Source organism: Stenotrophomonas sp. PD6, assembly GCF_049199305.1.
In the GTDB taxonomy this organism is placed as follows: Bacteria; Pseudomonadota; Gammaproteobacteria; order Xanthomonadales; family Xanthomonadaceae; genus Stenotrophomonas.
In genome coordinates, this window is record NZ_JBLZQD010000015.1 from 81,946 (window position 1) to 106,864 (window position 24,919).

Here is a 24,919-nt window from a genome sequence, read left to right on the forward strand (position 1 = left end):
TCTCATGCGTTCAACTCCTTGTGCAGTTCCTGCAGCGACCAGACCGGGCCGGTACCGCGGAATTCAAGCGATTGCACCAGCGCCTTGGCGCCGGCAATGGTGGTCGAATAGGTGACGCGGTGCTGCAGCGCCTCGCGACGGATCGAGAACGAGTCGTTGATCGCCGCGCGACCTTCGGTCGTGTTGACGATATACACGATTTCGCCGTTCTTGATCGAGTCCACGATGTGCGGACGGCCTTCGACCACCTTGTTGACGATCTCGCAGTCCATGCCGTGCTGCTGCAGCCACGCGCCGGTGCCACGGGTGGCCACCAGGGTATAGCCGCGCTCAACCAGCAGCTTGGCCACCGGCAGCACGCGCTGCTTGTCCGGGTCACGCACCGACACGAAGGCCTTGCCCAGCGGCGGTGCCTTGATGCCGCCGGCTTCCTGCGCACGCGCGAACGCGGCGCTGAAGCTGCGGCCCACGCCCATCACCTCACCGGTGGAGCGCATCTCCGGCCCAAGGATCGGGTCCACGCCCTGGAACTTGGCGAACGGGAAGATGGCTTCCTTGACCGAGAAATACTCCGGCACGATTTCCTTGGTCGCGCCCTGCTCGGCCAGGGTCTTGCCGGCCATGCAGCGCGCGGCGATCTTGGCCAGCGCCATGCCGGTGGCCTTGGACACGAACGGCACGGTGCGCGAGGCGCGCGGGTTCACTTCCAGCAGGTACACGATGTCCTCGCCGTTCTCGCCGGCCTGGATCGCGAACTGGGTGTTCATCAGGCCGACCACGTTCAGGGCCTTGGCCAGCTCCACCACCTGGCGGCGCAGCTCAGCCTGGGTTTCAGCCGACAGCGAGTACGGCGGCAGCGAGCAGGACGAATCGCCCGAATGCACGCCGGCCTCTTCGATGTGTTCCATCACGCCGCCGATCAGCACGTTGCCGTCCTTGTCGGCAATGATGTCCACGTCCACTTCCACGGCGTTGTCCAGGAAGCGGTCCAGCAGCACCGGCGAGTCGTTGGAGACCTTGACCGCGTCACGCACATAGCGCGCCAGGTCGGATTCGCCGTAGACGATTTCCATTGCACGGCCGCCCAGCACGTAGCTCGGCCGCACCACCAGCGGGTAGCCGATCTCACGGGCCAGCAGCAGCGCTTCCTGGTCGTTGCGGGCGATGCGGTTCGGCGGCTGCTTCAGGCCCAGCTTGTCCACCAGCTGCTGGAAGCGCTCGCGGTCTTCGGCCAGGTCGATGGAGTCCGGCGAGGTGCCGATCACCGGCACGCCATTGGCTTCCAGCGCGCGCGCCAGCTTTAGCGGGGTCTGGCCGCCGTACTGCACGATCACGCCCTTCGGCTGTTCCAGCTCGACGATCTCCAGCACGTCTTCCAGCGTCAGCGGCTCGAAGTACAGGCGGTCGGAGGTGTCGTAGTCGGTCGAGACGGTTTCCGGGTTGCAGTTGACCATGATGGTCTCGAACCCGTCTTCGCGCAGCGCCAGGGCGGCGTGCACGCAGCAGTAGTCGAACTCGATGCCCTGGCCGATGCGGTTCGGACCGCCGCCCAGGATCATGATCTTGTCGCGGTTGCTCGGCGCCGCTTCGCATTCGTCCTCGTAGGTCGAATACAGGTAGGCGGTGCTGGTGGCGAACTCGGCAGCGCAGGAATCGACGCGCTTGTACACCGGGCGCACCTTGAGCGCACGGCGCAGCGCGCGCACGCCCGCTTCATTGGTGCCGGTCAGCTCGGCCAGGCGTGCATCGGAGAAGCCGGCGCGCTTGAGCTTGCGCAGGCGGGCGGCGTCGAGTGCGTCCAGGCCATCGGCGGCCAGCTGGGTTTCGGCCTGGATGATCTCTTCGATCTGGTCCAGGAACCACGGGTCGATGTGCGACAGCGCGAAGACTTCTTCCACGCTGAAGCCGGCGCGGAACGCATCGCCCACGAAGAACAGACGCTCCGGGCCCGGGGCCTTGAGTTCGCGCTTCAGGGTGGTGATGTCGTCTTCGCTGGCCAGGTCCAGGCCGGTCGGGTCGAGGCCGATCTTGCCGGTTTCCAGGCCACGGAGCGCCTTCTGCAGCGATTCCTGGAAGGTGCGGCCCATCGCCATCACCTCGCCCACCGACTTCATCTGGGTGGTCAGGCGGGCATCGGCGGCCGGGAACTTCTCGAAGGCGAAGCGCGGGATCTTGGTGACGACGTAGTCGATCGACGGCTCGAACGAGGCCGGGGTCAGGCCGCCGGTGATCTCGTTCTTCAATTCGTCCAGGGTGTAACCGACGGCCAGCTTGGCGGCGACCTTGGCGATCGGGAAGCCGGTGGCCTTGGAGGCCAGCGCCGAGGAACGCGACACGCGCGGGTTCATTTCGATCACGACCACGCGGCCGGTGGTCGGGCTGATACCGAACTGCACGTTCGAGCCGCCGGTATCCACGCCGATCTTGCGCAGCACGGCGATGGAGGCATCGCGCAGGCGCTGGTATTCCTTGTCGGTCAGGGTCTGCGCCGGGGCGACGGTGATCGAGTCACCGGTGTGCACGCCCATCGGGTCCAGGTTTTCGATGGAGCAGACGATGATGCAGTTGTCGGCGGTGTCGCGCACCACCTCCATCTCGAATTCCTTCCAGCCCAGCACCGACTCTTCCACCAGCACTTCGGTGGTCGGCGACAGTTCCAGGCCGCGGGTCACGATATCGATCAGTTCTTCGCGGTTGTAGGCGATGCCGCCGCCGCTGCCGCCCAGGGTGAAGCTGGGGCGGATGATGGTCGGGTAGCCGACGCGGGTCTGGATCTCGATGGCTTCTTCGAGCGTGTGCGCAACCGCGGCGCTCGGGCATTCCAGGCCGATCTCGCCCATGGCCACGCGGAACAGCTCGCGGTCTTCGGCCATGCGGATCGCGTCACGCTTGGCGCCGATCAGTTCGACGTTGTACTTCTCCAGCACACCGTGGTCAGCCAGGTCCAGCGCGCAGTTCAGCGCGGTCTGGCCGCCCATGGTCGGCAGCAGCGCGTCGGGCTTTTCCTTGGCGATGATCTTTTCGACGGTCTGCCAGTTGATCGGCTCGATGTAGACGGCGTCGGCCATCTCCGGGTCGGTCATGATGGTGGCCGGATTGCTGTTGACCAGCACCACGCGATACCCCTCGTCACGCAGGGCCTTGCAGGCCTGGGCGCCGGAGTAGTCGAACTCACAGGCCTGGCCGATGACGATCGGGCCGGCGCCGATGATGAGGATGGTCTTTAGGTCAGTGCGCTTGGGCATTATCTTCTCTAAGTCAGTACAGCGTGTCGGGGGTCGCAGCGCCGCGCCGAAGGCAGCGGCGTCTCGAATCAGGCCTTGGCCTGCGCCATCAGGGTGATGAAGCGGTCGAACAGCGGGCTGACGTCGTGCGGGCCCGGCGAGGCTTCGGGGTGGCCCTGGAAGGAGAACGCCGGCACGTCGGTGCGGGCGATGCCCTGGTTGGTGCCGTCGAACAGCGAACGGTGGGTGACGCGCAGGCTGGCCGGCAGGGTGGCTTCATCCACCGCGAAGCCGTGGTTCTGCGAGGTGATCATGACGCGGCCGTCGTCCAGGTCCTGCACCGGGTGGTTGGCACCGTGGTGGCCGTGGCCCATCTTGACGGTCTTGGCGCCGGAGGCCAGCGCGAGCAGCTGGTGGCCCAGGCAGATGCCGAAGACCGGCAGCTTCTTGTCCAGGAACACCTTGATGGCTTCGATGGCGTAGTCGCACGGTTCCGGGTCGCCCGGGCCGTTGGACAGGAACACGCCGTCCGGATTCATCGCCAGCACGTCGGCGGCCGGGGTCTGCGCGGGCACGACGGTGATGTCGCAGCCGCGTTCGGCCAGCATGCGCAGGATGTTGAGCTTGGCGCCGAAGTCGTAGGCCACGACTTTGTACTGCGGGGCGGCGCTGGCGAACGTGTTGGAATCCAGGTCGAGCTGGCCCTCGTTCCAGCTGTAGGACTTCTCGGTGCTCGTGACTTTGGCCAGGTCCATGCCCTTGAGGCCCGGGAACTTGCGGGCGGCTTCGAGGGCGACGTCGACGTTGATGTCGTCGCCGGCCATCAGCGCGCCGTTCTGGGCGCCGCGCTCGCGCAGGATGCGGGTCAGCTTGCGGGTGTCGATGCCGGAGATGGCGACGACGCCACGCTGCAGCAGCCAGTCCTGCAGCGATACCTGGCTGCGCCAGTTGCTGGGACGGCGGGGCACGTCGCGCACGATCAGGCCGGCCGACCACACTTTGTGGGCCTCGTCGTCCTGGTCGGTCATGCCGGTGTTGCCGATGTGCGGGTAGGTCAGCGTGACCATCTGCCGGGCGTAGGAGGGATCAGTCAGCACTTCCTGGTAACCGGTCATGGCGGTGTTGAACACCACCTCACCGACGGACAGGCCGGGCGCGCCTACGGATTCGCCCTCGAATACGGTGCCGTCTTCGAGGACGAGGATTGCGGCTTGGGTCACGGGAATCTCACTTTGGCTACCGAGGGGTCACCGAAGTCACGCCACGCTTCACGGAAAAGCGGTTGCAAAAAAGCGCGGACTGCGGTGCGGGACCGGTCCGGCTGTCGTGATTCGGCGAGCGGGAATTGTAAAGGCAAGCCCCCTCCAACGCCAGCGTTTACATGCAATCGCCGGCGTACGGCAGCGTCTGGTCGCGCCTGGGTTCAGGCGTGACCGGCGCACCCGTTCAGGTTGCGCTGCCCGCCAGCAGGTCGCGGACCCGGTAGCTGCCGGGCGCACGCCCGTTCAGCTGTGTGGCGGCGAACAGGGCGCCCCGCGCGAAGATATCGCGGTTGGTGGCCCGGTGGGTCAGTTCGATGCGCTCGCCCAGGCCGGTGAACTGGACGAGGTGTTCGCCGACGATGTCGCCGGCGCGCAGGCTGGCGTAATGCGGCTGCGCCCCACCCCTCTGGGCGGCGGCGCCGAGGGTGAGGGCGGTGCCGGACGGGGCGTCCTGTTTGTGCACGTGATGGGATTCGACGATGTCGCAGTCCCAGCCCGCGAGGGCGGCGGCGGCACGCTCGACCAGTTCGTCGAGGACGGCAACGCCGAGGCTGAAGTTGGACGCCCAGACGAGCGGGATCCGGGTGGCCGCCTGGATGAGGGCCTGGCGCTGGGTTTCGCTGATGCCGGTGGTGCCCGAGACGAGCCCTGCCCCGCGCTCGACGCACAGGGCCAGCACAGGATCGAAGCCTTCGGGCAGGCTGAAGTCGATGGCGACGTCGAACTGCGGCGCGCCGTGCAGTTCGCTGGCGGCGAAATGCGGCACGCCTTCGACGACGCGCTGGGCGGGAGAACGGCGGGTGACGGCGGCGACGACCTGCAGGTCGTCGCGCTCGGCAGCCAGGCGCAGCAGGGCCTGGCCCATGCGGCCGGAGGCGCCGTGGATGAGCAAACGAATGGGGGGAGTAGTCATGCCCGCAGGCTAGCGAAAGGGCTTCGTTTGGGCAACGTCGACATCGACATCAACGTCAAAAGCATCGGCTCTGCGCTACTTCCTGGCTGGGCGGAGCCGGGGCAGGTCTGCGGGGGACGCCGTAAACCGCCCTCCGGGCCCCGGCCCAACCGCCAGCGGTTGTGCGTTCAGTCGCACGCGAGGCAGTGCCTCGCAAGCAGTGCGCCTTCACCCATGGGGGCTTAGTCGCCGCATCCATGCGGCTCATACCCCCGCAAACCTACCCCGCCCCCGCCCTCGACAGTGTGTCAGTGACGGAAACCAAAAGCGGTTTGCGTCCGCTGATCAGTGTTGCTTTGGCGTGGTTGGTCCGCAGTTGTCGCAACCACCACATGCACCGCCACCGCCGGTAGCGGGTGGTGCGATCTTTCGGCCCAGCGCCTGCATCCAGTTCGCGCGCTGCGGCTTGACCAGCCCCAGCGCTAGTGCCCCGCGCGCTTTGCGCACGGTGCCGGGGAACTGCTTTTTGAGCACTACCCAGGCGCTGAGCAGGACGATCAGCGCTACGACGATGTACTGCAGGAGCAGGCCGGTGGTCATCAGCCGCCGCCCAGGGCCACGGTCACCTGGTAGGTGACCAGCGCCGCGATGTAGGCGGCGGCGAAGAGGTAGAAGGTGGCGAAGCCGACCTGCTTCCAGGAGTTGGTCTCGCGCTTGATGGTGGCCAGGGTGGAGATGCACATGGGCGCGTAGATGAACCACACGAGCAGGGAGAGGCCGGTGGCCAGCGACCAGCCGTTGGCGACGACCGGGGTCAGGGCCTGGATGGCGGCGTCGTCATCGGCGGCCGAGAGGGCGTAGATGGTGGCGAGCGAGGAGACGGCGACTTCGCGGGCGCCCATGCCGGGGATCAGGGCGATGCAGATCTGCCAGTTGAAGCCCAGCGGGGCGAAGATGATCGCCATGGCGTGACCGATCTGACCGGCGAAGCTGTAGTCGATCGCCGGCATGGTGGCGTTCTCGGGCGCACCCGGGAACGACAGCAGTACCCACAGCAGGATGGTCAGCGAGAGGATGATGCCGCCCACGCGCTTGAGGAAGATCATGCCGCGCTCGTACAGGCCCACGGCCAGATCACGCGGGTGCGGGATGCGGTAGGACGGCAGTTCCAGCATGAGCGGATGCTCGCTCTTGTCGCGGCGCCACTTCTTCATGACCCACGACATGGCCAGCGCACTGAAGATGCCGGCCGCATAGAGGCCGAACAGCACGAGGCCCTGCTGGCTGACGAAGCCCCACAGGGTCTTCTGCGGGATGAAGGCGCCGATCAGCAGGGCATACACCGGCAGGCGCGCCGAGCAGGTCATCAGCGGGGCGACGAGGATGGTGGCCAGGCGGTCGCGCGGGTCCTGGATGCTGCGGGTGGCCATGATGCCCGGCACGGCGCAGGCGAAGCTGGACAGCAGCGGGATGAAGGAACGCCCCGACAGACCGGCCGAGGCCATCATGCGGTCGAGCAGGAACGCGGCGCGCGGCAGGTAGCCGGACTCTTCCAGCGCCAGGATGAAGGCGAACAGGATCAGGATCTGCGGCAGGAACACCACCACGCCGCCCACGCCGGCAATGATGCCGTCGGTAAGCAGGCTGGTCAGCGGGCCCGCGGGCAGCGTGGCGCCGACGGTTTCGCCCAGCCAGCCGAAGCCGGCTTCGATGGCGTCCATCATCGGGGTGGCCCAGGCGAACACGGCCTGGAAGATGAGGAACATCACCACTACAAGCGTCAGCAGCCCGAACACGGGGTGCAACAGCCAGCGGTCCAGCGCGTCGTCGATCTTGGCGGTACGGGTGGGCATGCTCACCGCGGCGGCGAGGATGTCGCGCACCTGGGCGTGGTAATCCGCCTCCCCTGCGACGGCCGCGACCGGCGCGTCCAGGTGCGGCACCATGGCATCCAGCCGCTCGACCAGCGCCTTGGCGCCGTTGCGGCGCACGGCCACGGTTTCCACCACCGGCACGCCCAGCGCCTGTTCCAGCGCGCGCACGTCGATCTTGATGCCGCGACGCTCGGCCGCGTCGACCATGTTCAGCGCCACGATCATCGGCTTGCCCAGCTCGCGCAGCTCCAGCGCGAAGCGCAGGTGCAGGCGCAGGTTGGTCGCATCGATCACGCACAGCAGCACGTCCGGCGCGGCCTCGCCCGGGTAGAAGCCCCGGCACAGGTCGCGGGTGATGGCCTCGTCCAGGCTGGCCGGCTGCAGGCTGTAGGCGCCCGGCAGGTCGAGCACGGCGAATTCGCGGCCGGACGGCGCGCGCAGGCGGCCTTCCTTGCGTTCCACGGTCACGCCGGTGTAGTTGGCCACCTTCTGGCGGCTGCCGGTGAGCTGGTTGAACAGCGCGGTCTTGCCGCTGTTGGGGTTCCCCACCAGGGCAATGCGCAGGCTGGCGGCGCTCATGCGCCTGCTCCGGCGGCGTGCGCGCTGATCAGGATGCGTGACGCTTCGGTACGCCGCAGGGCGAAACGGGTGAACCCGACCTGCACCAGCAGCGGCTCGCCGCCGATGGGACCACGGGCTACCAGACGCACATCCTCACCCTTCACGAAGCCCAGCTCCTTGAGCCGGCGGGCGATGGCATCGTTTGCATGGAGTTCCTGCACACCCTCCACCAGGGCGGAACCGTGCAGCGGCAGATCGGACAACGTCACGGGTCGCCTTCGTGTCGATAAGAATGGTTATCAATTCTAGCATCGCCGCGCCGCGTCATGGCCCGGGCGCCACGGCCCGCTATGATCCATACATGTAAGCAACCGCAGGCCCCCCATGAGTGACGCTTTGAGGATTGAACGCAGCGCTTCGGTGCTGACCCTGTGGCTGAACCGCCCCACCCTGCACAACGCCTTCGACGCCGGGCTGATCGCGCAGCTGACCGCCGCGCTGGAGGCCGCCGGGCGCGACGACCAGGTGCGCGCGGTCGTGCTGGCCGGCCAAGGCGCCTCGTTCTCGGCCGGCGCGGACATGCAGTGGATGCGCGGCATGGCCGCCGCCAGCGAGGAAGACAACCGGCAGGATGCCCTCGCCCTGGCCCGTCTGATGCGCACCCTCGATGAACTGCCCAAGCCGACCGTGGCCCGCGTGCACGGCGCGGCCTTCGGCGGCGGGGTCGGCCTGGTCGCCTGCTGCGACATCGCCATTGCCAGCACCACCGCCCGCTTCGGCCTGACCGAAAGCCGGCTGGGCCTGCTGCCGGCGGTGATCTCGCCCTACGTCATCGACGCGATCGGCCCCCGCCAGGCCCGCCGCTGGTTCGCCACCGGCGAGCACTTCGACGCCGAGACCGCGCTGCGGATCGGGCTCGTGCACCAGCTGATCGAGCCTGAACGGATCGACGAAGCCGTCCAGCGCCAGCTGGGGCTGCTCGACAAGGCGGGCCCGATCGCCTCGGCGTCGGCCAAGGACCTGGTCCGCCGGGTCACGGTGGGCCGCGACCGCGACGCGCTGGATCGCGACAACGCCACGCTGATCGCGCGGCTGCGGGTCTCCGCCGAAGGCCAGGAAGGACTCGGCGCCTTCCTGGACAAGCGCGCCCCCCATTGGGTTACCCAGGACTGAGAAGGAATCTCCCATGCTCGACCATATCGGTATCCGCTGCGCGGACTTCGCGCGCAGCCTTGCCTTCTACCAGCAGGCGCTGGCGCCGCTCGGCATCCAGGTGGTGATGCAGGTCAGCGCCGCGCAGACCGGCGCCGACGACCACGCCGGGTTCGGACGCACCGGCAAGCCGGACTTCTGGATCGGCAGCACGCCCGGCGCCCACGGCGGGGTCCATGTCGCCTTCAGCGCCGGCAGCCGCGCCGAAGTGGATGCCTTCCACAGCGCCGCACTGGCGGCCGGCGGTCGCGACAATGGGCCGCCCGGCATCCGCGAGTACTACCACCCCGACTACTACGGGGCCTTTGTACTGGACCCGGACGGCAACAACATCGAGGCGGTCTGCCACCGCCCGGCATGACCGCCAGCGCCCGTCCCCGGGCGCCGCTGCACGACAGGGGGCTGGCCGCTTTGCCGCCGAACCCGCGTATCTCCCTTTCGTGGCCCGCCGGGGACCGTGGGCCACCCTTTTCCCCCAGGAACGTCCGTGATTCCATCCCCCACCCGTCCGCTGCTGGCCGTGCGTCTTCCCGTCTCCGGGGAGCATGGCCATGGATGATTTCGTCCGCATCGTCGAGGTCGGCCCGCGCGACGGGCTGCAGAATGAAGCCCAGCCGGTGGCCACCGCCGACAAGATCGAGCTGATCCGCCAACTGTCGCTCACCGGCCTGCGCACCATCGAAGCCACCAGTTTCGTCAGCCCGCGCTGGGTGCCGCAACTGGCCGACGCCGCCGAGGTCTATGCCGGCATCGAGCGCGTGCCCGGCATCGCCTATCCGGTGCTGGTGCCCAACGAGCAGGGCTACGACCGCGCCCGTGCCGTGGGCGTGGAGGAAGTGGCGGTGTTCACCGCCGCCTCGGAAACCTTCAACCGCACCAACACCAATGCCGGCATCGACGAGTCGCTGGCCCGGTTCGCGCCGATCCTCGAACGCGCCCGTGCCGACGGGGTCAAGGTGCGCGGCTACGTGTCCACCGTGCTCGGCTGCCCCTACCAGGGCGAGGTGGCGGTCAGCGAGGTGGTCCGGGTGGCACGCGCGCTGCACGACATGGGGTGTTACGAAATCTCGCTGGGCGACACCATCGGGGTCGGCACGCCGCGCAAGGCGCGGGCGATGCTGCGTGCCGTGGCCGCCGAGCTGCCGATGGCCGCGCTCGCGGTGCACTTCCATGACACCTATGGCCAGGCCCTGGCCAATATCGATGCCTGCCTGGACGAAGGCGTGCGCGTAGTCGATTCGGCCGTGTCCGGCGCCGGCGGCTGCCCGTATGCCAAGGGCGCCAGCGGCAATGTCGCCAGTGAGGACGTGGTGTACCTGCTGCACGGCATCGGCATGCGCACCGGCATCGACCTGCCGGCGCTGGCCGCGACCGGCCGCTGGCTGGCAGCACGGCTCGGGCGCGAAACCGGCAGCAAGGCCGGCAAGGCACTGGCCACCACATGAGTCGCCGCCGCCCGCGCAAGGATGCCGCGGTCGGTGACCACCTCGCCGCGCATCTGCATGCGCTGGCGGCCCTGCAACAGGCGCTGGCGCAGCCGCCCGGCGAAGACGTGCACGCCCTGCTGCGCGATGTGCAGCAGGCCCTGCAGGAGGCGATGGACGAACGCCAGCTGGCGCTGCGCCGGTATGCCGCGCTGTTCGATGCGGTGCCCGACCCGGTCAGCATCCTCAGCGAGACCGGGGTGGTGCTCGACCTCAACAAGGCGGGCATACGGGCCTACGGCCGCGCCCGCGACGACATCATCGGCCAACCCATCGAGCTGTTGAACCCGGACCTGCCCAGCGACCACCTCGACCCGGTCTGGGAAGCGCTGCGGCGCGGCGAGACCTACGTCATCGAGGTCACCAACATGCGCGGCGACGGCAGCCGCTTCCCGGTGGAGGTGCATTCGGCCGGCTTCGAGCACCAGGGCGAGCACTGCATCGTGGCCGTGGCACGCGACCTGAGCAGCCGCTGGCAGGCCGAATCGCGCTACCGCCTGCTGATGGAATCCATCGACAAGGGCGTGATCCTGTTCGATCGCAACCTGCGTGTGGTGTCGGCCAATCCCGCCGCGCACCGCATCCTCGGCAGCCAGTCCAACGGCGGCAGCCTGCAGAACCTGCTGGCCCCGGAGGACTGGATCAGCGTGGACGAGCACGGCCACCCGCTGACGCGCGAACAGTGGCCCGCCGCCGAAGCGCTGCAGCGCGGGCGCATCGTCCGCAGCACCATCGTCGGCCTGTACCACCGCCCGCGCGGGCGCATGATCTGGATCTCCACCACCAACGTGCCGGTCTACGGCACCGGCCGCGACAGCCCAGACCACGTGTTCGGGCTGTTCAGCGACATCACCGAACTCAAGCGCAACAACACCCTGTTCGACCGCGCGCAGTCGCTGGCCCACATCGGCGGCTGGGAATGGGATCGCGGCCTGCAGCGCCTGTACCTGACCGACGAGGCCGCGCGCATCCTTGGCCAGGACCCGCCGCTGCAGGACATGGCGCACCTGATGGACTGCCTGCGCCTGGACGACCGCTCGCAGCTGCAGCAGGCACTGCTGGACGTCATCGACCGGCAGGTGCCGTTCGAGCTCGAACTGCAGGGGCAGCGCAGCGACGGCCATTCGTTCTGGGTGCGCATGATCGGCGAGGCCGAGGCCGGCGACGTGGACGCCGCGCGCATCGCCGGCACGGTGCAGGACATCACCTCGCGCAAGCACGCCGAGGAAACCCTGCGCATCCAGGCGCGAACCGACCCGCTGACCGGGATCATGAACCGCGACGCGGTGCTGACCGACCTGGCCACGCGCATGGCCAGCCCCACCCACTGCCGGGTGGCGGTGCTGTACATCGATCTGGACCGCTTCAAGACGGTCAACGACCTGCTCGGCCACAATGCCGGCGACGAGCTGCTGATCGATGCGACGCGGCGCATTTCCACCGCGATCGGCACCGAGGGGCTGGTCGCCCGTTTCGGCGGCGACGAATTCCTGGTGGTCTGCGATACCCGCGACGTGCCGGACCAGCCCGAGCGCCTGGCCGAGGCCATCACCCGCGCCTTCTCCGCCCCGTTCCGCTTCGGCAGCGACGAGTTCGCGGTGACCACGAGCATCGGCATCGCCCGCGCGCCACAGGACGGGCTGCGCCCGCAGCAGCTGATCCAGAACGCCGACATCGCCATGTACGACTGCAAGCGCCGCACGCGCAACGGCTGGCAGGTGTTCTCGCCGGAACTGGCCCAACGCCAGCACGACCGCCTGCAGATCGAAAGCAAGCTGCACCGCGCGCTGGACGACGACGAGTTCCATCTGGTCTACCAGCCGCAGGTCGACCTGCGCACCGGCCAGCTGGTCGCCGCCGAGGCGCTGATCCGCTGGCGCAACTCGCAGCTGGGCGAGCTGCGCCCGGACATCTTCATCGGCCACGCCGAAAGCACCGGCGACATCGTGCGGATCGGGCTGTGGGTATTGAACGAGGCCTGCCGGCAGATCCGCCAATGGCAGGATCAAGGGCTCGGCATCGTGCGCGTGGCGGTCAACGTCTCCTACCGCCAGTTCGTCGGCGAGGACCTGGCGCGCAATGTCCGCCAGATCCTGGACCAGTACGGGCTGCCCGGCAGCGCGCTGGAGCTGGAGTTCACCGAACGGGTGTTGATCGAGGACGCCCCCGACACCCTGCAGACCTTCGCGCGGCTGCGCGAGATGGGCGTGCTGCTGACCATCGACGACTTCGGTGAGGGCTACAGCGCCCTGAACTACCTGCGCCGGCTGCCGATCCACGGGCTCAAGCTCAGCCAGCTGTTCGTCGAGGGCGTGCCCGGCAACCGCTCGGACGTGGCGGTCTGCGAGGCCGTCTGCGGCATCGCGCGCAGCCTCGGCCTTGGCTTGGTGGCCGAGGGCATCGAATCGGAAGAGCAGCGCCGTTTCCTGCACACCCTGGGGGTCACCGTCGGCCAGGGCTTCCTGTTCGCCCCCGGGCTGGCCGCGGACGACTTCGCCCGTCGCCTGGCCCAGCGGCAATAAGGCGCACGCGCTGCACAACGGCGAAACGGCCCGCATCCGCTAGAATCGGCGGCTCTTGAACCAGCGGGATCGTGCAATGCAGCTGTCTTCTGTCCGCGCCGTCGTCACCGGTGGCGTTTCCGGCCTTGGGCTTTCGGTCGCCCAGTACCTGGTCGCCCAGGGCGCACGGGTGGCCCTGTTCGACCTCAATGACGACAAGGGTGCCGCCGCGGTGGCCGAACTGGGCGATGCCAATGCCCGCTACTTCAGCACCAACGTCAGCGACGAAGCCGCCGTCGCCGCGCAGATCGATGCCGCACACGACTTCCTGGGCGGCCTCAATGCCGTGGTCAGCTGCGCCGGCATCCTCGGCGCCGGCCGCGTGCTGGGCAAAGAGGCGCCGATGCCGCTGGCCACCTTCCAGAACACCATCATGGTCAACCTGGTGGGCAGCTTCAACGTTGCCAAGGCCGCGGCCAACCGCATGCAGCACAACACGCCGGGCGAAGACGGCGAGCGCGGCGTGATCATCAATACCGCCAGCGTGGCCGCCTACGAAGGCCAGATCGGCCAGGCCGCCTATTCCGCCTCCAAAGGCGGGGTGGTCAGCATGACCCTGCCGATGGCGCGCGAGCTGTCGCGCTTCGGCATCCGCGTGATGACCATCGCGCCGGGCATCTTCTGGACCCCGATGGTCGACGGCATGCCGCCGGCCGTGCAGGAGTCGCTGGCCGCCTCGATTCCGTTCCCGCCGCGCCTCGGCAAGCCGGACGACTTCGCCAGCCTGGTCGGACACATCCTCGGCAACACCTACCTGAACGGCGAAACCATCCGCCTGGACGGTGCGGTGCGCCTGGCACCCAAGTAAGCAAGCACCCCACTTCCCACGAACCGACCTTCATTCCCATGAAAGCCAACGACATCAAGAAAGGCAACGTCGTCGAATACAACGGCGGCGTTTACCAGATCCGCGACATCGAACGCAGCTCGCCGCAGGGCCGCGGCGGCAACGTCCGCTTCCGCTTCATCATGTACAGCGTGCCGGGCGGCAACAAGCTCGACGCCAGCTTCGACGCCGACGACAACCTGCCGGAAGTCGAACTGCTGCGCCGCCAGTCCACCTATTCGTACAAGGATGGCGATGCGTTCGTCTTCATGGACGATGAGGACTACACCCCGTACACCCTGGATGCGGACGTCATCGGCGACGACGCCGGTTACATCACCGACGGCCTGACCGGCATCTACGTGCAGGTCATCGATGACCAGCCGGTCGCCGTGCAGCTGCCGAGCAGCGTGGTGCTGGAAGTGATCGAGACCCCGCCGGAACTGAAGGGCGGCACCGCCACCAAGCGCCCGAAGCCGGCCAAGCTCAGCACCGGTATCGAGATCATGGTGCCGGAGTACATCGCCAACGGCGAACGCGTGCTGGTCAACACCGCCACCGGCGAATTCGCCGGCCGCGCGGATTGAACCTGCGCCTGGCGCTGCCAATGCTGCTCGTCCTGCTCGCGGCGTGTTCGCCGCGCGCAGCCGAGCAGCAGGTAGATCCTGCTGCCGCCGCTGCGGTCGCACCCGCGCCTGAACCTGCTGCAGTGACGCAACCTGCGGCAGCGCCGGAAGACACCGTTACCGCGGCAGCCGACGACACACCCGACCCGTTCGAGGAACTGCAACGCGCCCGCGCCGAAGCCGGCTGCGAAATACCGGAGGACGTCTACGATCTGGACGACATCCGCCTCTACTGCACCCTGCCCGCCGACGTCCGCACCTTCCTGGCGCGCGAGAACACCTGCCAGCATTTCGCCGGTGAAGAGCCTTACGACGATGCACGCCGTGCAGAACTGGAACAGGCCAGTGCCGAATACTGCGACGGCCGCGAGCAGCGCTTTGCCGACCTGTTTGAACAGCACCGGGACGACTGCTCGATCCGCGGCGCGCTGATCGACATCGGCAACCGCTACGACCTCTTCACCCTGGTCGCGCCGGATCCGTGCCGCGCGCAGGACTGAGCCTGCGCGGGCAAGGTATTACGGCCTGGCCGCCAGCGCTGGGGCACCGGCAAAATCGCCGCAACCGTGGTACTGACGGGTACCGACAGTAAGCATCACGGTGGCGCCGAATTTCTGCCCACTCATGTTGTCCTCGCACACCGTGCGCTGGAAGCTGACGTTGATGTCCGTCCCGTCGGCGGCTTTGCCCGACCAGCCATCCTTGCCCTGGGTGGGTGCGGCGACCTCAAATTTCTGCTCGCCGTAGCCGGTTTCCACGTGCAGCTGCGGCTTGGGACCGGCACTGACCTGGGCCAGCCAGCCGGGCTCGTTGCCGGTCGCCCGGAACGCCGGCGCGGCATCAGTAGTGGCCAGGGCGACCTCGCCTTCCTTGCCGGACCCCGTGCAGGCGCGGTCGGGCTCGCCCTTGAGCGCCAGCGTGCCTTCGGTGGTGCCCTTGGTCCAGAACGTGTTGCCCTGCCCGTCGCCGTATTTCGCACCTGAGGCGGCGGTTTCATTGGCCATTACGAAAGTGCGGTCGCCCACCACCACGGTGGCGGAGTCCTGCCCGCGATAGGTCGCCCGCACCACGAGATCGCCGCACTGGAACGCATAGACGCGTTCGTCGGAGGTGGGAGCAGCCGCGGGCGGCGGCGCTTCGCTGCCCGTCGCCGAGGCGCCTGGGTTCGCGCTTTCCGCCTGCTGAGCCGGCTGGCACGCTGCCAGGCCAGTGACGATGGCGACGCTGAGAATCAAGGGAGATGCACGCATGTTCGACTCCTTGCCGATGTTCTGGTTCAACCGGAGATGCTAGCGCCCGCCATGTTAGCGGGGGTGAAACGCGGTTTTGATGTTTCGCCGTAGAGCCACGCCCTGCGTGGCTGTTTTTCGCCGGGCACCGCGCAGCCACGCAGGGCGTGGCTCTACGGTCCCCGCGCGAGCTGGCGCATTCGATTGCCGAGACGCACCAGCGTGCCATCGATGGTCGTCAGCTCCTGCTGCTGGTGCGCCGGCAGCTGCGCGCGCAACTGCGCCTGCAATGCCGTCCACGCCGGGATGCCACGCGCGCTGATCTGGCGTGTGGCGTCGGCAGCGATGACCCGCTCTTGCACCATCGGCAGCCCATATCCATCACCGCCAACCAGTCCGGCCGGATTGACCAGCTGGCCGGCGTCATCCAGCAAGGCCAGCAATGCCGCGTGCGCGGCATCGCCGTCACCGCGTGGATCGTCCAATGCTCGCTTCAGCCCGTCGCGCGCGCGCAGCTCTTCCCGGTTGCGCGCCGCCTGCTCCAGCAGCAGCAGCGCCGAGGTGGCGCGTAACCCGCCGCGTTCTGCCCATGCCGCACGCTGCGTAGCGGGCAGCTGCAACCACGCGGTCACCTGCGCGGTCGGCAGTGCAAGCTCCGCGCGCGCTACATCGAACAGCTGCTGGTAGTGCGCCTGCGCCGAGGGGAAGTAGTACCCCATGCGCATCGCCTCGCGCCGATCGTCCAGCACCGTGCCATCGGCGCGACCCTGGCGCTCCAGCCGACGCAGCAGGCCAGTCGGGCTGAGCCGGTTCAGCCCGGGGTCGGCCCAACGCGGCACGCCTTCCTGCAGCAGCTTGCCGGTTTCCACCGCGCAGTTGTTGCTGACAAACCGGTACCGCCCGTCGTAGCTCCAATGCACCTGCCCTACCCGTTCCAGCAGCGTGGCGATGTCGTCCGGCTGCAACGCCAGCGGCACCGACACCAGGCCGCGCAGCTCCAGCTGGGTGTATTCGTTGATGACCTGGTTGAGCGGCAGCACGAAAAGCCGCGACGGATACGCGCCGGTCAGCCCGCGCCAGCTGGAGATCTGCACGTCGCCGACGAAGGCACGGAACGACAAGACCCGGTGGTGGGCCAGATCCAGCCGGCAGTCCGGACCGCGCGGCCGTCCGGGCGCGCAGATCACCAGCCGCAGCATGCTGTGGCCCCAACGGCTCATCAGCTGATCGTTGCCTTCGGCCAGCAGGTAGTCCACCGCGTACACCCGCTGCGGATCCAACTCCAGCAACGACGCCTCGCCGGTGACATCGCCTGCCTGCACCAGCGCGACACGCGGGTCGCACGACGACTGCGGTCCGGGGCCGATGTGCTCGGCGAACCACGCCGCCAGCGCCGGGCGCCGGCAGGCGTAATCGGCGTCGAGCAGGTAATGCTCGGCATTGACCGCCAGGTACTCGGCCGGGTTGTGCCGTTCGTAGGGATCGGGGCTGCGCTCGGTGAATGCATTCGCGCCGCGGCCCAGCCGCCACGGACGCTGCTGCCAGCCGGCCAGGTCGCGCCAGCGTGCGCTGTACGACCAGCGACCGCCGGGAGCGCGATCCAGCACGTGGGTCAGCTCATGGATCAGCGCGGCCTGCACCGCGCGCGGCAGCGGCTGGCCGGGCTCTACCTCGTCGAGCAGGCTGCGGCGCAGGGTGATGGCACCCTGCCGGGCACGTCCGTGCACGGCATCGGGCAGCCGGTCCGACCATGACAGCATTACGGGAGCGGCGAAGCGTGCCTGCCAAGTCGTAGGCAACAGCGCGGGCGCCGCGTCCAGCACGGCGTTGGCCTTCGTGACCTGCTCGGGGCCGAGACCGTCCGCCTGCAACTGCAGCTGCAGGGCGGCATGGGCGGCCGGGGCGGCCAGCAATGCCGCCAGGACCGCCGCGCATCGGCGCAGGGCCCAGCGGCGGGGTCGCATCAGCGGGCCAGCAGGGCCTGGGCCAACTGCATGTCGCTGGCATCGCGCTGGGCGGCGCCGGTTTCACGCAGGTGCAGCAGGGCCGCCTCCAGGCGCGCACCGCGGATGGCACCGTCGGTCGCCACGAACGCGGCCGCATCTTCGCGGGCGTCGACCACCACCTTGTCGTCGTCCGAGCTGGACGAGCCGGCCGACGACGCGCCGGAGGCGGAACCGGCCGAAGAACCGGCGAAGCTGGACGCGAGGGCGGACAGCGGCAGCGCAAGCACGGCGAGGAGCAGGATCGATCGCATCATGTTCGGGTCATTCAAGACAGGAAAGCGCAGAGCGTATCGGCTGCGTGAATTTCTGTCGCCTGCTACAGGTCGAATACCTTGCCGGGATTCAGCAGCCCTTGGGGGTCAAACGCGCGTTTGACCGCCTTCATCAGCGCGATTTCCGCCTCGCCGCGGGTACTGTCCAGGTAGCCCTTCTTGACCAGCCCGATGCCATGTTCGGCGGAGATGCTGCCATCGAAGTCCTTCAGCACCTGCGCCAGCAGCTTGGTCACGTGCTCGCACTGCTGCAGGAACTGCGCGTCATCGGTGGCGTCGGGCTTGAGCACATTGATGTGCAGGTTGCCGTCGCCGATGTGGCCGAACCAGACCACGTCGAAGTGCGGGTACGCCTCGCCGATCAGCGCCTGGGTGCGCGCCATGAACGCGGGCATGGCCGAGATCCGCACCGACACATCGTTCTTGTACGGCTTGTAGCGCGCCACGGCCTCGGTGATGCCCTCGCGCAGGCGCCACAGCTGCGCGGCCTGTGCGTCACTCTGGCTGACCACGCCATCGCTGACCCAGCCCTGTTCCAGGCAGGCCTCGAAGGCGGCCATCGCGGCGGCTTCCTGCGCCTCGTCGCCTGCGGCGAACTCGGTCACCACGTAGAACGGGTGGACCTCGGCGAACGGCGCCTGCGCGCCATGCGCCAGCACGTGTTCCAGCGCACGGTCGGTGAAGAACTCGAAGGCCTGCAACTGCATGCGCTCGCGGAACGCGGCGAACACCTGCATCAACACCTCGAACGAGGGCAGCGCCAGCAGCATCACGTTGCTGGCCGGCGGCGGATCGGTGAGCTTCAGCGTGGCCTCGACGATCACGCCCAGGGTGCCCTCCGAGGCGATCAGCAGCTGGCGGAAGTCGTAGCCGCTGGAGTTCTTGATCAGCCCCTTGTTCAGTTCGAGCAGCTCGCCGCTGGCAGTGACCACCTTCAGCCCGGCGATCCACTCGCGGGTGTTGCCGTAACGGATCACGCGGATACCGCCAGCATTGGTGGCGATGTTGCCGCCGATCGAGCACGAACCCCGCGCCGCGAAGTCGACCGGGTAGATCAGCCCGTGCTCGCGCGCCGCGTTGTGCACCGCCTCCAGCGCCATGCCGGCCTGCACGGTGAGCGTGCGGTCCACCGCATCGAAGGCCAACGGCTTGTTCATGCGCTCCAGGCTCAACACCAGCTCGCCGTTTGCCGCCACCGCGCCGCCGCTCAGGCCGGTGCGGCCGCCCGACGGCACCACCGCCACGCCCTGCGCGCTGGCCCAGCGCAGGATGGCCTGAACCTGCTCGACGCTGTTTGGCAGCGCGATCGCCAGCGGCGCCGGCGTCCAGCGCCGGGTCCAGTCGCGGCCGTAGTGTTCCAGCTCGGCCGGCTCGGTGGTGAGCCGCAGCCCGGGGCAGTCCTGCAGGAGCAATTCAAGGCGCGGGTCGGTCATGTGAGCAAAGGCGGCGGGGTAATCGCCAAGGGTAGCGCACGCCTGTTGGTCGTGCGACCGGGTAGCGCGCCACTGTTAGTGGTGCGACGTTGTTAGTGGTGCGACGTTAGTACCATCTGAAACCGTCCGCCCCCCCATGGCGCACCGCACCATCCCGGGCCCGATCTGGCATAGTGGGCAGCTCCCGTCCAACATGCTGCCGCTCGCCCATGTCGCCGAAGAAGACCTCATTCCCCAAGCAGGATATCCGCGTGCTGTTGCTGGAGGGGGTGAGCCAGTCTGCGATCGATGTCTTCAGCGCCGCCGGCTACTCCCAGATCGAACTGCACAGCAAGGCGCTGCCCGAGGACGAGCTCAAGGCCCGCATCGCCGAGGCCCACATCGTGGGCATCCGCTCGCGCACCCAGCTCAGCGCCGAGGTACTGGCCCATGCCAAGCGCCTGATGGCGGTCGGCTGCTTCTGCATCGGCACCAACCAGGTGGACCTGGAGGCGGCCGAGCTGGCCGGCATTCCGGTCTTCAATGCGCCCTACTCCAATACCCGCAGCGTGGCCGAACTGGTGATCGCCGAAGCGATCATGCTGACCCGCGGGATTCCGCAGAAGAATGCCGAATGCCATCGCGGTGGCTGGTCGAAATCCGCTGCAGGCAGCCACGAAGTGCGCGGCAAGACGCTGGGCATCATCGGCTATGGCCACATCGGCACCCAGGTCGGCGTGATGGCCGAGGCGATGGGCATGCAGGTGATCTTCCACGACATCGAGACCAAGCTGTCGCTGGGCAATGCGCGCGCCGCCATCGACCTGGACGACCTGCTGGCCCGTGCCGACATCGTCACCGTGCACGTGCCGGAGACGCCGGCCACGCAGTGGCTGATCGGCGCGCCGCAGCTGGCCCGCATGCGCGCCGGTGCGCACCTCATCAACGCCGCGCGCGGCACGGTGGTCGACATCGATGCACTGGATGCGGCGCTGCGTTCGGGCCACATCGGCGGCGCCGCGCTGGACGTGTTCCCGGTCGAACCCAAGGGCAACGGCGACGCCTTCGTGTCGCCGCTGACCGCGCACGACAACGTGATCCTCACCCCGCACGTCGGCGGCAGCACGTTGGAAGCGCAGGACAACATCGGCATTGAAGTGGCGGCCAAGCTGGTGCGCTACAGCGACAACGGCAGCACGCTGTCGGCGGTCAACTTCCCGGAAGTGACCCTGCCCGAGCACGAAGACAGCCTGCGCCTGCTGCACATCCACCAGAACGTGCCGGGCGTGCTGTCGCGGGTCAACGAGACCTTCTCGCGCCACAACGTCAACATCGACGGCCAGTTCCTGCGCACCGACCCGAAGGTGGGCTACGTGGTGATCGACATCACCGCCAGCGAGGAACAGGCCGCCGCCGTTCGCGAAGAACTGGCGGCCATTCCGGGAACCTTGCGCACGCGCGTGCTGTACTGATCAGCGCGCCAGCCAGCGCTTGGCCATGCGCGGCAGCGAATCGTCGCCGTCCGGAGTTTCGATGGCGGCGTTGGCCACATCGGTCACCTCGCGCCAAGCCAGCGCCAGCGACTCCTCGCTGATCGCGAAGGCCTCGCTGCCCAGCGCCCGCACCACATAGCGGGCGTCGTAGTGCCAGTGGCCCGGCACGTCGTGGCGCTCCGGAATCCAGTGCTTGTCGATGTCGAACAGGACCGCCCCGTCCTCCAGCACCAGCCCGGTCAGCCCGGACTCTTCCTCGGCCTCGTTCAGCGCCACCCGGGCCAGGTCGCGCTCGCCATCGGCATGCCCGCCCAGCTGCAGCCAGCGGTTCAACTTGCGGTGGTGGGTGAGCAGGACCCGGGCGCCGTCGGCGCTGACCAGCCACGCGCTGCCGGTGAAGTGGCCGGACAGGCGGCTGCGCAGGAAGGGGTTCTCAGGATCGTCCAGCAGTGTGCCGAATTCGTCAGCCAACGCGGCGTCGTGCGGGTGGCGGGCGGCGTAATCGGCCAGCTGGGTGCGCAGCTCGGCGTCAAGCCCTACAACGGATTCAGGGTTTGGGGACATGGTAGGCGTGGCAGAAGGCGGGATTTGTCGATTATCGCTGGCCGATGCTGCATTTGCGCTTGTGCGCGGGCTTAAGCTTTGGCTAAGGTACAGCGGGTCGTCCCATTGGGGGCGGCGCGGCGGTTCATCAAGGTGCGCGGCAACGCATCGTTCACCTACCTTTTTGTTCACCATTTTCAGCGGGGCCGAGCCCCGCTCTACGGGAAGCATTGCATGCTGAAGTCTCTGTTGAGGGTCAAACCGGTCGAACCTGCCGGACACGTGGATGCCGGTGAACCGGTCGAGGGCAGCCTGGACGGCGAAGCCACACTGAAACGGACCCTCACGGCGAAACACCTCATCATGCTCGGCATCGGCGCGGTCATCGGCGCCGGCATCTTCGTGCTGACCGGCCAGGCGGCCGCCAACCATGCCGGCCCGGCCGTGATGCTGTCCTTCGTGATCGCCGGCTTCGCCTGCGCCCTGGCGGGCCTGTGCTACGCCGAGTTCGCCGCGATGATGCCGGTCTCCGGCAGCGCCTATTCCTATTCCTACGCCACCCTGGGCGAAGGCATGGCCTGGTTCATCGGCTGGTGCCTGGTGCTGGAATACCTGTTCGCTTCGGCCTCGGTCGCGGTCGGCTGGTCGGCGTACCTGATCAGCTTCATCACCACCACGCTGCACATGCCCTTCCCTGACGCGCTCAGTTCGGCGCCGATCGCCTGGACCGGCCATGAGTTCATCGCCTCCGGCAAGCTGTTCAACCTGCCGGCGGTGCTGATCGTGGCGGCGGTGTCCGGCCTGCTGTACGTGGGCGTGACCCAATCGGCCTTCATCAACGCGATCATCGTGGCGATCAAGGTCACCGTGATCTGCCTGTTCATCGGCTTTGGCGCCCAGCACATCGACGTCGCCAACTGGACCCCCTTCATCCCGGAAAACACCGGCGTCTCGGGCGAGTTCGGCTGGAGCGGCGTGTTCCGCGCGGCCACCATCGTGTTCTTCGCCTACATCGGCTTCGACGCGGTCTCCACCGCCGCCGGTGAAACCAAGGACCCGCAGCGCAACATGCCGATCGGCCTGCTGGGCTCGCTGGCGGTCTGCACCATCGTCTACATCATCGTGTGCGCGGTGCTGACCGGCATGATGCCGTACCACCTGCTGGGCACCGACAAGCCGGTGGCCACCGCGCTCGAACCGTATGCCAGCCTGTCCTGGCTGAAGACCGCGGTGGAGATCGGCGCCATCGCCGGCCTGTCCTCGGTGGTGCTGGTGATGATGATGGGCCAGACCCGCATCGCCTACACGATCTCGCGCGACGGCCTGCTGCCGAAGCTGTTCGGCAAGGTGCACAAGCGTTTCCGCACCCCGTACTGGGCCACCATCGTGGTCGGCGTTCTCGCCGCCGCGTTGGCCGGCCTGATGCCGCTGAACGTACTGGGCGAGCTGGTCTCGATGGGCACCCTGCTGGCCTTCGCCACGGTCTGCATCGGCGTGCTGGTCCTGCGCTACACGCGCCCCGAACTGACCCGTCCGTTCCGCGTGCCGCTGGTGTGGGTGATCTGCCCGCTGGGCGCGCTGTCCTGCCTGTTCCTGTTCTGGCAGGCGTTCGTCGTGCATTGGCACCTGTTCGTCGGCTGGACCGTGCTGGGCCTGCTGATCTACTTCGGCTACGGCATCCGCCACAGCAAGCTCAACAAGGTGTCGTGATCCCATGCTGAAACAACTGTGGGCCACCAAGCACCCGCACGCCGCCCATGAAGACGCCAACGGGCTGAGCCTGCGCCGCACCCTGGGCCCCTGGGGCCTGACCGCGCTGGGCATCGGCGCGGTCATCGGTGGCGGCATCTTCGTCATCACCGGGCAGGCCGCGGCCAATCACGCCGGCCCGGCCATCATGCTGTCGTTCGTGCTGGCGGCCATCTGCTGCGCGTTCTGCGCCATGGCGTATGCCGAATTCGCCGCCATGGTGCCGGTCTCCGGCAGTGCCTACACCTACACCTACGCGACCTTCGGCGAGCTGGCGGCGTGGTTCATCGGCTGGATGCTGGTGCTGGAATACGGGGTATCTGCCTCGGCGGTGGCGGTCAGCTGGACCGGCTACTTCCTCAGCCTGCTGAGCCACTTCGACATCTACCTGCCCTCGGCGCTGGTCAGTGCCCCGCTGGATGGGCAGCTGCGCCCCACCGGTGCCATCGCCAACCTGCCGGCGGCGATCCTGGTGCTGCTGCTCACCTGGCTCTGCTACGTGGGCATCAGCAAGTCGTCGGCGATGAACATGGCGATGGTGATCCTGAAAACCGGCCTGATCGTGCTGGTGATCGCGGTCGGCTGGAAGTACGTGGACCCGGCCAACTGGACCCCGTTCATTCCGGCCAACGAAGGCCCGGGCAAGTTCGGTTTCGAGGGCGTCCTGCGTGGCGCGGCGATGGTGTTCTTCGCCTACATCGGCTTCGAAGCGGTGTCGGTGGCCGCCCAGGAATCGCACCGCCCGCAGCGCGACATGCCGATCGGCATGCTCTTGTCGCTGGTGGTCTGCACCGTGCTGTACATCGCCATGGCGGCGGTCATGACCGGCCTGGTCCCGTACACCATGCTGGGCACCGACGAGCCGGTGGTCACGGCCGTGGCCGCGCATCCCAGCCTGGGCTGGCTGCGGGTCGTGGTGGAGATCGGCGCCCTGATCGGCCTGTCCTCCGTCGTGCTGGTGATGGTCATCGCGCAGCCGCGCATCTTCATGATCATGGCCCGCGACGGCCTGCTGCCGCCGGTCTTCACCCGCATCCACCCGAAGTACCGCACCCCGCACATCAACACCGTCATCACCGGCATCGGCATCGCGCTGCTGGCGGCGCTGTTCCCGCTGGACGTGCTGGGCGAGCTGACCTCCATGGGCACCCTGATCGCCTTCGCGGCGGTCTGTGCCGGCGTCCTCATCCTGCGCCGCACCCAGCCCGACCTGCCCCGCCCGTTCCGCATCCCGGCGGCCTGGCTGATCTGCAGCCTGGGCGTCCTGAGCTGCCTGGCCCTGCTATCGGCCATGACCCTGCACAACTGGATGCTGATGGGCGTCTGGACCGTCGTCGGCTTCGCCATCTACTTCGGCTACAGCATGAAGCACAGCCGCCTGCGCGGCTAAGGCACACTCGCTAGGTGATGCAGAAAACGGCAGGAGCCGTTTTCAACGTCGCAGAGCGACGGCCCGAAGGGTGCGTGGCAGGAGCCACGCATACCGTTGGTCATCACGCTCGGGAGCCGGCCAAAGGCCGGCTCTGCTTTTTCCACCTCACCCAAAATGCTGGCACTCGCCTCAATGTGTCGGGGGGGGGGGGGGGGGGGGGGGGGGGGGGGGGGGGGGGGGGGGGGGGGGGGGGGGGGGGGGGCCCCCCCCCCCCCCCCCCCCCCCCCCCCGGGGGGCGGGGGGCGTCAACAAGGGGAAGAG

The 24,919-nt window shown here is 68.1% G+C and carries 21 protein-coding genes; 10 read left to right on the top strand and 11 right to left on the bottom strand.

The window, feature by feature from the left end:
• Nucleotides 1-2: 2 nt before the first annotated feature.
• From carB to ACOZHM_RS17220, 6 genes are all read right to left on the bottom strand, one after another.
• Nucleotides 3-3,245: a carbamoyl-phosphate synthase large subunit gene (gene carB, locus ACOZHM_RS17195; RefSeq protein ID WP_421570539.1), complete on the bottom strand. Its 3,243-nt coding sequence runs from the start codon at nt 3,243-3,245 to the stop codon at nt 3-5.
• Between the two features lie 68 nt (nt 3,246-3,313).
• Nucleotides 3,314-4,444, bottom strand: coding sequence for a glutamine-hydrolyzing carbamoyl-phosphate synthase small subunit (carA, locus tag ACOZHM_RS17200; RefSeq protein ID WP_421570540.1), 1,131 nt, complete (start codon nt 4,442-4,444; stop codon nt 3,314-3,316).
• Between the two features lie 226 nt (nt 4,445-4,670).
• Nucleotides 4,671-5,399, bottom strand: coding sequence for a 4-hydroxy-tetrahydrodipicolinate reductase (gene dapB, locus ACOZHM_RS17205; RefSeq protein WP_421570541.1), 729 nt, complete (start codon nt 5,397-5,399; stop codon nt 4,671-4,673).
• A gap of 324 nt (nt 5,400-5,723) precedes the next feature.
• Nucleotides 5,724-5,978, bottom strand: a complete 255-nt coding sequence (locus ACOZHM_RS17210) for a DUF6587 family protein (protein WP_421570542.1) — start codon at nt 5,976-5,978, stop codon at nt 5,724-5,726.
• Nucleotides 5,978-7,831: a ferrous iron transport protein B gene (gene feoB, locus ACOZHM_RS17215; RefSeq protein ID WP_421570543.1), complete on the bottom strand. Its 1,854-nt coding sequence runs from the start codon at nt 7,829-7,831 to the stop codon at nt 5,978-5,980. Before feoB ends, ACOZHM_RS17210 begins: the two co-directional genes overlap by 1 nt.
• The gene (locus ACOZHM_RS17220) at nt 7,828-8,082 is read right to left on the bottom strand and encodes a FeoA family protein (RefSeq protein WP_421570544.1); all 255 of its coding nucleotides are present in this window, start codon (nt 8,080-8,082) and stop codon (nt 7,828-7,830) included. Before ACOZHM_RS17220 ends, feoB begins: the two co-directional genes overlap by 4 nt.
• Before the next feature lie 115 nt (nt 8,083-8,197).
• Here ACOZHM_RS17220 and ACOZHM_RS17225 point away from each other — a divergent pair, with 115 nt between their 5' ends.
• The 7 genes from ACOZHM_RS17225 (at nt 8,198) to ACOZHM_RS17255 (ending at nt 15,022) form a co-directional block, all read left to right on the top strand.
• On the top strand, nt 8,198-8,986 hold the full coding sequence (locus ACOZHM_RS17225; RefSeq protein ID WP_421570546.1) for an enoyl-CoA hydratase-related protein: 789 nt from the start codon (nt 8,198-8,200) through the stop codon (nt 8,984-8,986).
• Between the two features lie 13 nt (nt 8,987-8,999).
• Nucleotides 9,000-9,386 carry a VOC family protein gene (locus tag ACOZHM_RS17230; RefSeq protein ID WP_421570547.1) on the top strand — a complete coding sequence of 129 codons (387 nt, stop codon included), beginning with the start codon at nt 9,000-9,002 and terminating at the stop codon, nt 9,384-9,386.
• A 190-nt stretch (nt 9,387-9,576) separates the two neighbouring features.
• A complete protein-coding gene (locus ACOZHM_RS17235; RefSeq protein WP_421570549.1) occupies nt 9,577-10,470 on the top strand; it encodes a hydroxymethylglutaryl-CoA lyase in 894 nt (297 codons plus the stop codon).
• The gene (locus tag ACOZHM_RS17240) at nt 10,467-13,031 is read left to right on the top strand and encodes a sensor domain-containing protein (RefSeq protein WP_421570550.1); all 2,565 of its coding nucleotides are present in this window, start codon (nt 10,467-10,469) and stop codon (nt 13,029-13,031) included. Before ACOZHM_RS17235 ends, ACOZHM_RS17240 begins: the two co-directional genes overlap by 4 nt.
• Nucleotides 13,032-13,107: 76 nt before the next feature.
• Nucleotides 13,108-13,878, top strand: coding sequence for an SDR family NAD(P)-dependent oxidoreductase (locus tag ACOZHM_RS17245; protein ID WP_421570551.1), 771 nt, complete (start codon nt 13,108-13,110; stop codon nt 13,876-13,878).
• Nucleotides 13,879-13,916: 38 nt separating this feature from the next.
• Complete coding sequence (yeiP, locus tag ACOZHM_RS17250; protein WP_421570552.1) at nt 13,917-14,483, top strand: elongation factor P-like protein YeiP; 567 nt, start codon at nt 13,917-13,919, stop codon at nt 14,481-14,483.
• Nucleotides 14,480-15,022 carry a hypothetical protein gene (locus ACOZHM_RS17255; protein ID WP_421570553.1) on the top strand — a complete coding sequence of 181 codons (543 nt, stop codon included), beginning with the start codon at nt 14,480-14,482 and terminating at the stop codon, nt 15,020-15,022. Before yeiP ends, ACOZHM_RS17255 begins: the two co-directional genes overlap by 4 nt.
• Nucleotides 15,023-15,040: 18 nt before the next feature.
• Here the strand turns inward: ACOZHM_RS17255 and ACOZHM_RS17260 are convergent, their stop codons facing one another.
• The 4 genes from ACOZHM_RS17260 to ACOZHM_RS17275 all read right to left on the bottom strand — a co-directional run bounded on the left by ACOZHM_RS17260 (nt 15,041) and on the right by ACOZHM_RS17275 (nt 19,462).
• The gene (locus tag ACOZHM_RS17260) at nt 15,041-15,772 is read right to left on the bottom strand and encodes an MliC family protein (RefSeq protein WP_421570565.1); all 732 of its coding nucleotides are present in this window, start codon (nt 15,770-15,772) and stop codon (nt 15,041-15,043) included.
• A gap of 152 nt (nt 15,773-15,924) precedes the next feature.
• The gene (locus ACOZHM_RS17265; RefSeq protein ID WP_421570554.1) at nt 15,925-17,715 is read right to left on the bottom strand and encodes a DUF4105 domain-containing protein; all 1,791 of its coding nucleotides are present in this window, start codon (nt 17,713-17,715) and stop codon (nt 15,925-15,927) included.
• Nucleotides 17,715-18,011: a DUF2388 domain-containing protein gene (locus tag ACOZHM_RS17270; protein WP_421570555.1), complete on the bottom strand. Its 297-nt coding sequence runs from the start codon at nt 18,009-18,011 to the stop codon at nt 17,715-17,717. The genes ACOZHM_RS17265 and ACOZHM_RS17270 overlap by 1 nt, the downstream gene beginning before the upstream one ends.
• A 62-nt stretch (nt 18,012-18,073) precedes the next feature.
• Nucleotides 18,074-19,462 carry an FAD-binding oxidoreductase gene (locus tag ACOZHM_RS17275; RefSeq protein WP_421570556.1) on the bottom strand — a complete coding sequence of 463 codons (1,389 nt, stop codon included), beginning with the start codon at nt 19,460-19,462 and terminating at the stop codon, nt 18,074-18,076.
• A 209-nt stretch (nt 19,463-19,671) separates the two neighbouring features.
• Here ACOZHM_RS17275 and serA point away from each other — a divergent pair, with 209 nt between their 5' ends.
• Nucleotides 19,672-20,913: a phosphoglycerate dehydrogenase gene (gene serA / locus ACOZHM_RS17280; RefSeq protein WP_421570557.1), complete on the top strand. Its 1,242-nt coding sequence runs from the start codon at nt 19,672-19,674 to the stop codon at nt 20,911-20,913.
• Here serA and ACOZHM_RS17285 read toward each other — a convergent pair whose 3' ends face one another.
• Nucleotides 20,914-21,498 (bottom strand): NUDIX hydrolase, encoded by a 585-nt coding sequence (locus ACOZHM_RS17285; RefSeq protein WP_421570558.1) that lies wholly within the window; start codon nt 21,496-21,498, stop codon nt 20,914-20,916.
• Nucleotides 21,499-21,711: 213 nt separating this feature from the next.
• Here ACOZHM_RS17285 and ACOZHM_RS17290 point away from each other — a divergent pair, with 213 nt between their 5' ends.
• Together ACOZHM_RS17290 and ACOZHM_RS17295 are read left to right on the top strand one after the other, a co-directional pair.
• Nucleotides 21,712-23,187: an amino acid permease gene (locus tag ACOZHM_RS17290; RefSeq protein WP_421570559.1), complete on the top strand. Its 1,476-nt coding sequence runs from the start codon at nt 21,712-21,714 to the stop codon at nt 23,185-23,187.
• Between the two features lie 4 nt (nt 23,188-23,191).
• Nucleotides 23,192-24,616: an amino acid permease gene (locus tag ACOZHM_RS17295; protein WP_421570560.1), complete on the top strand. Its 1,425-nt coding sequence runs from the start codon at nt 23,192-23,194 to the stop codon at nt 24,614-24,616.
• The last annotated feature ends 303 nt before the right edge of the window (nt 24,617-24,919 follow it).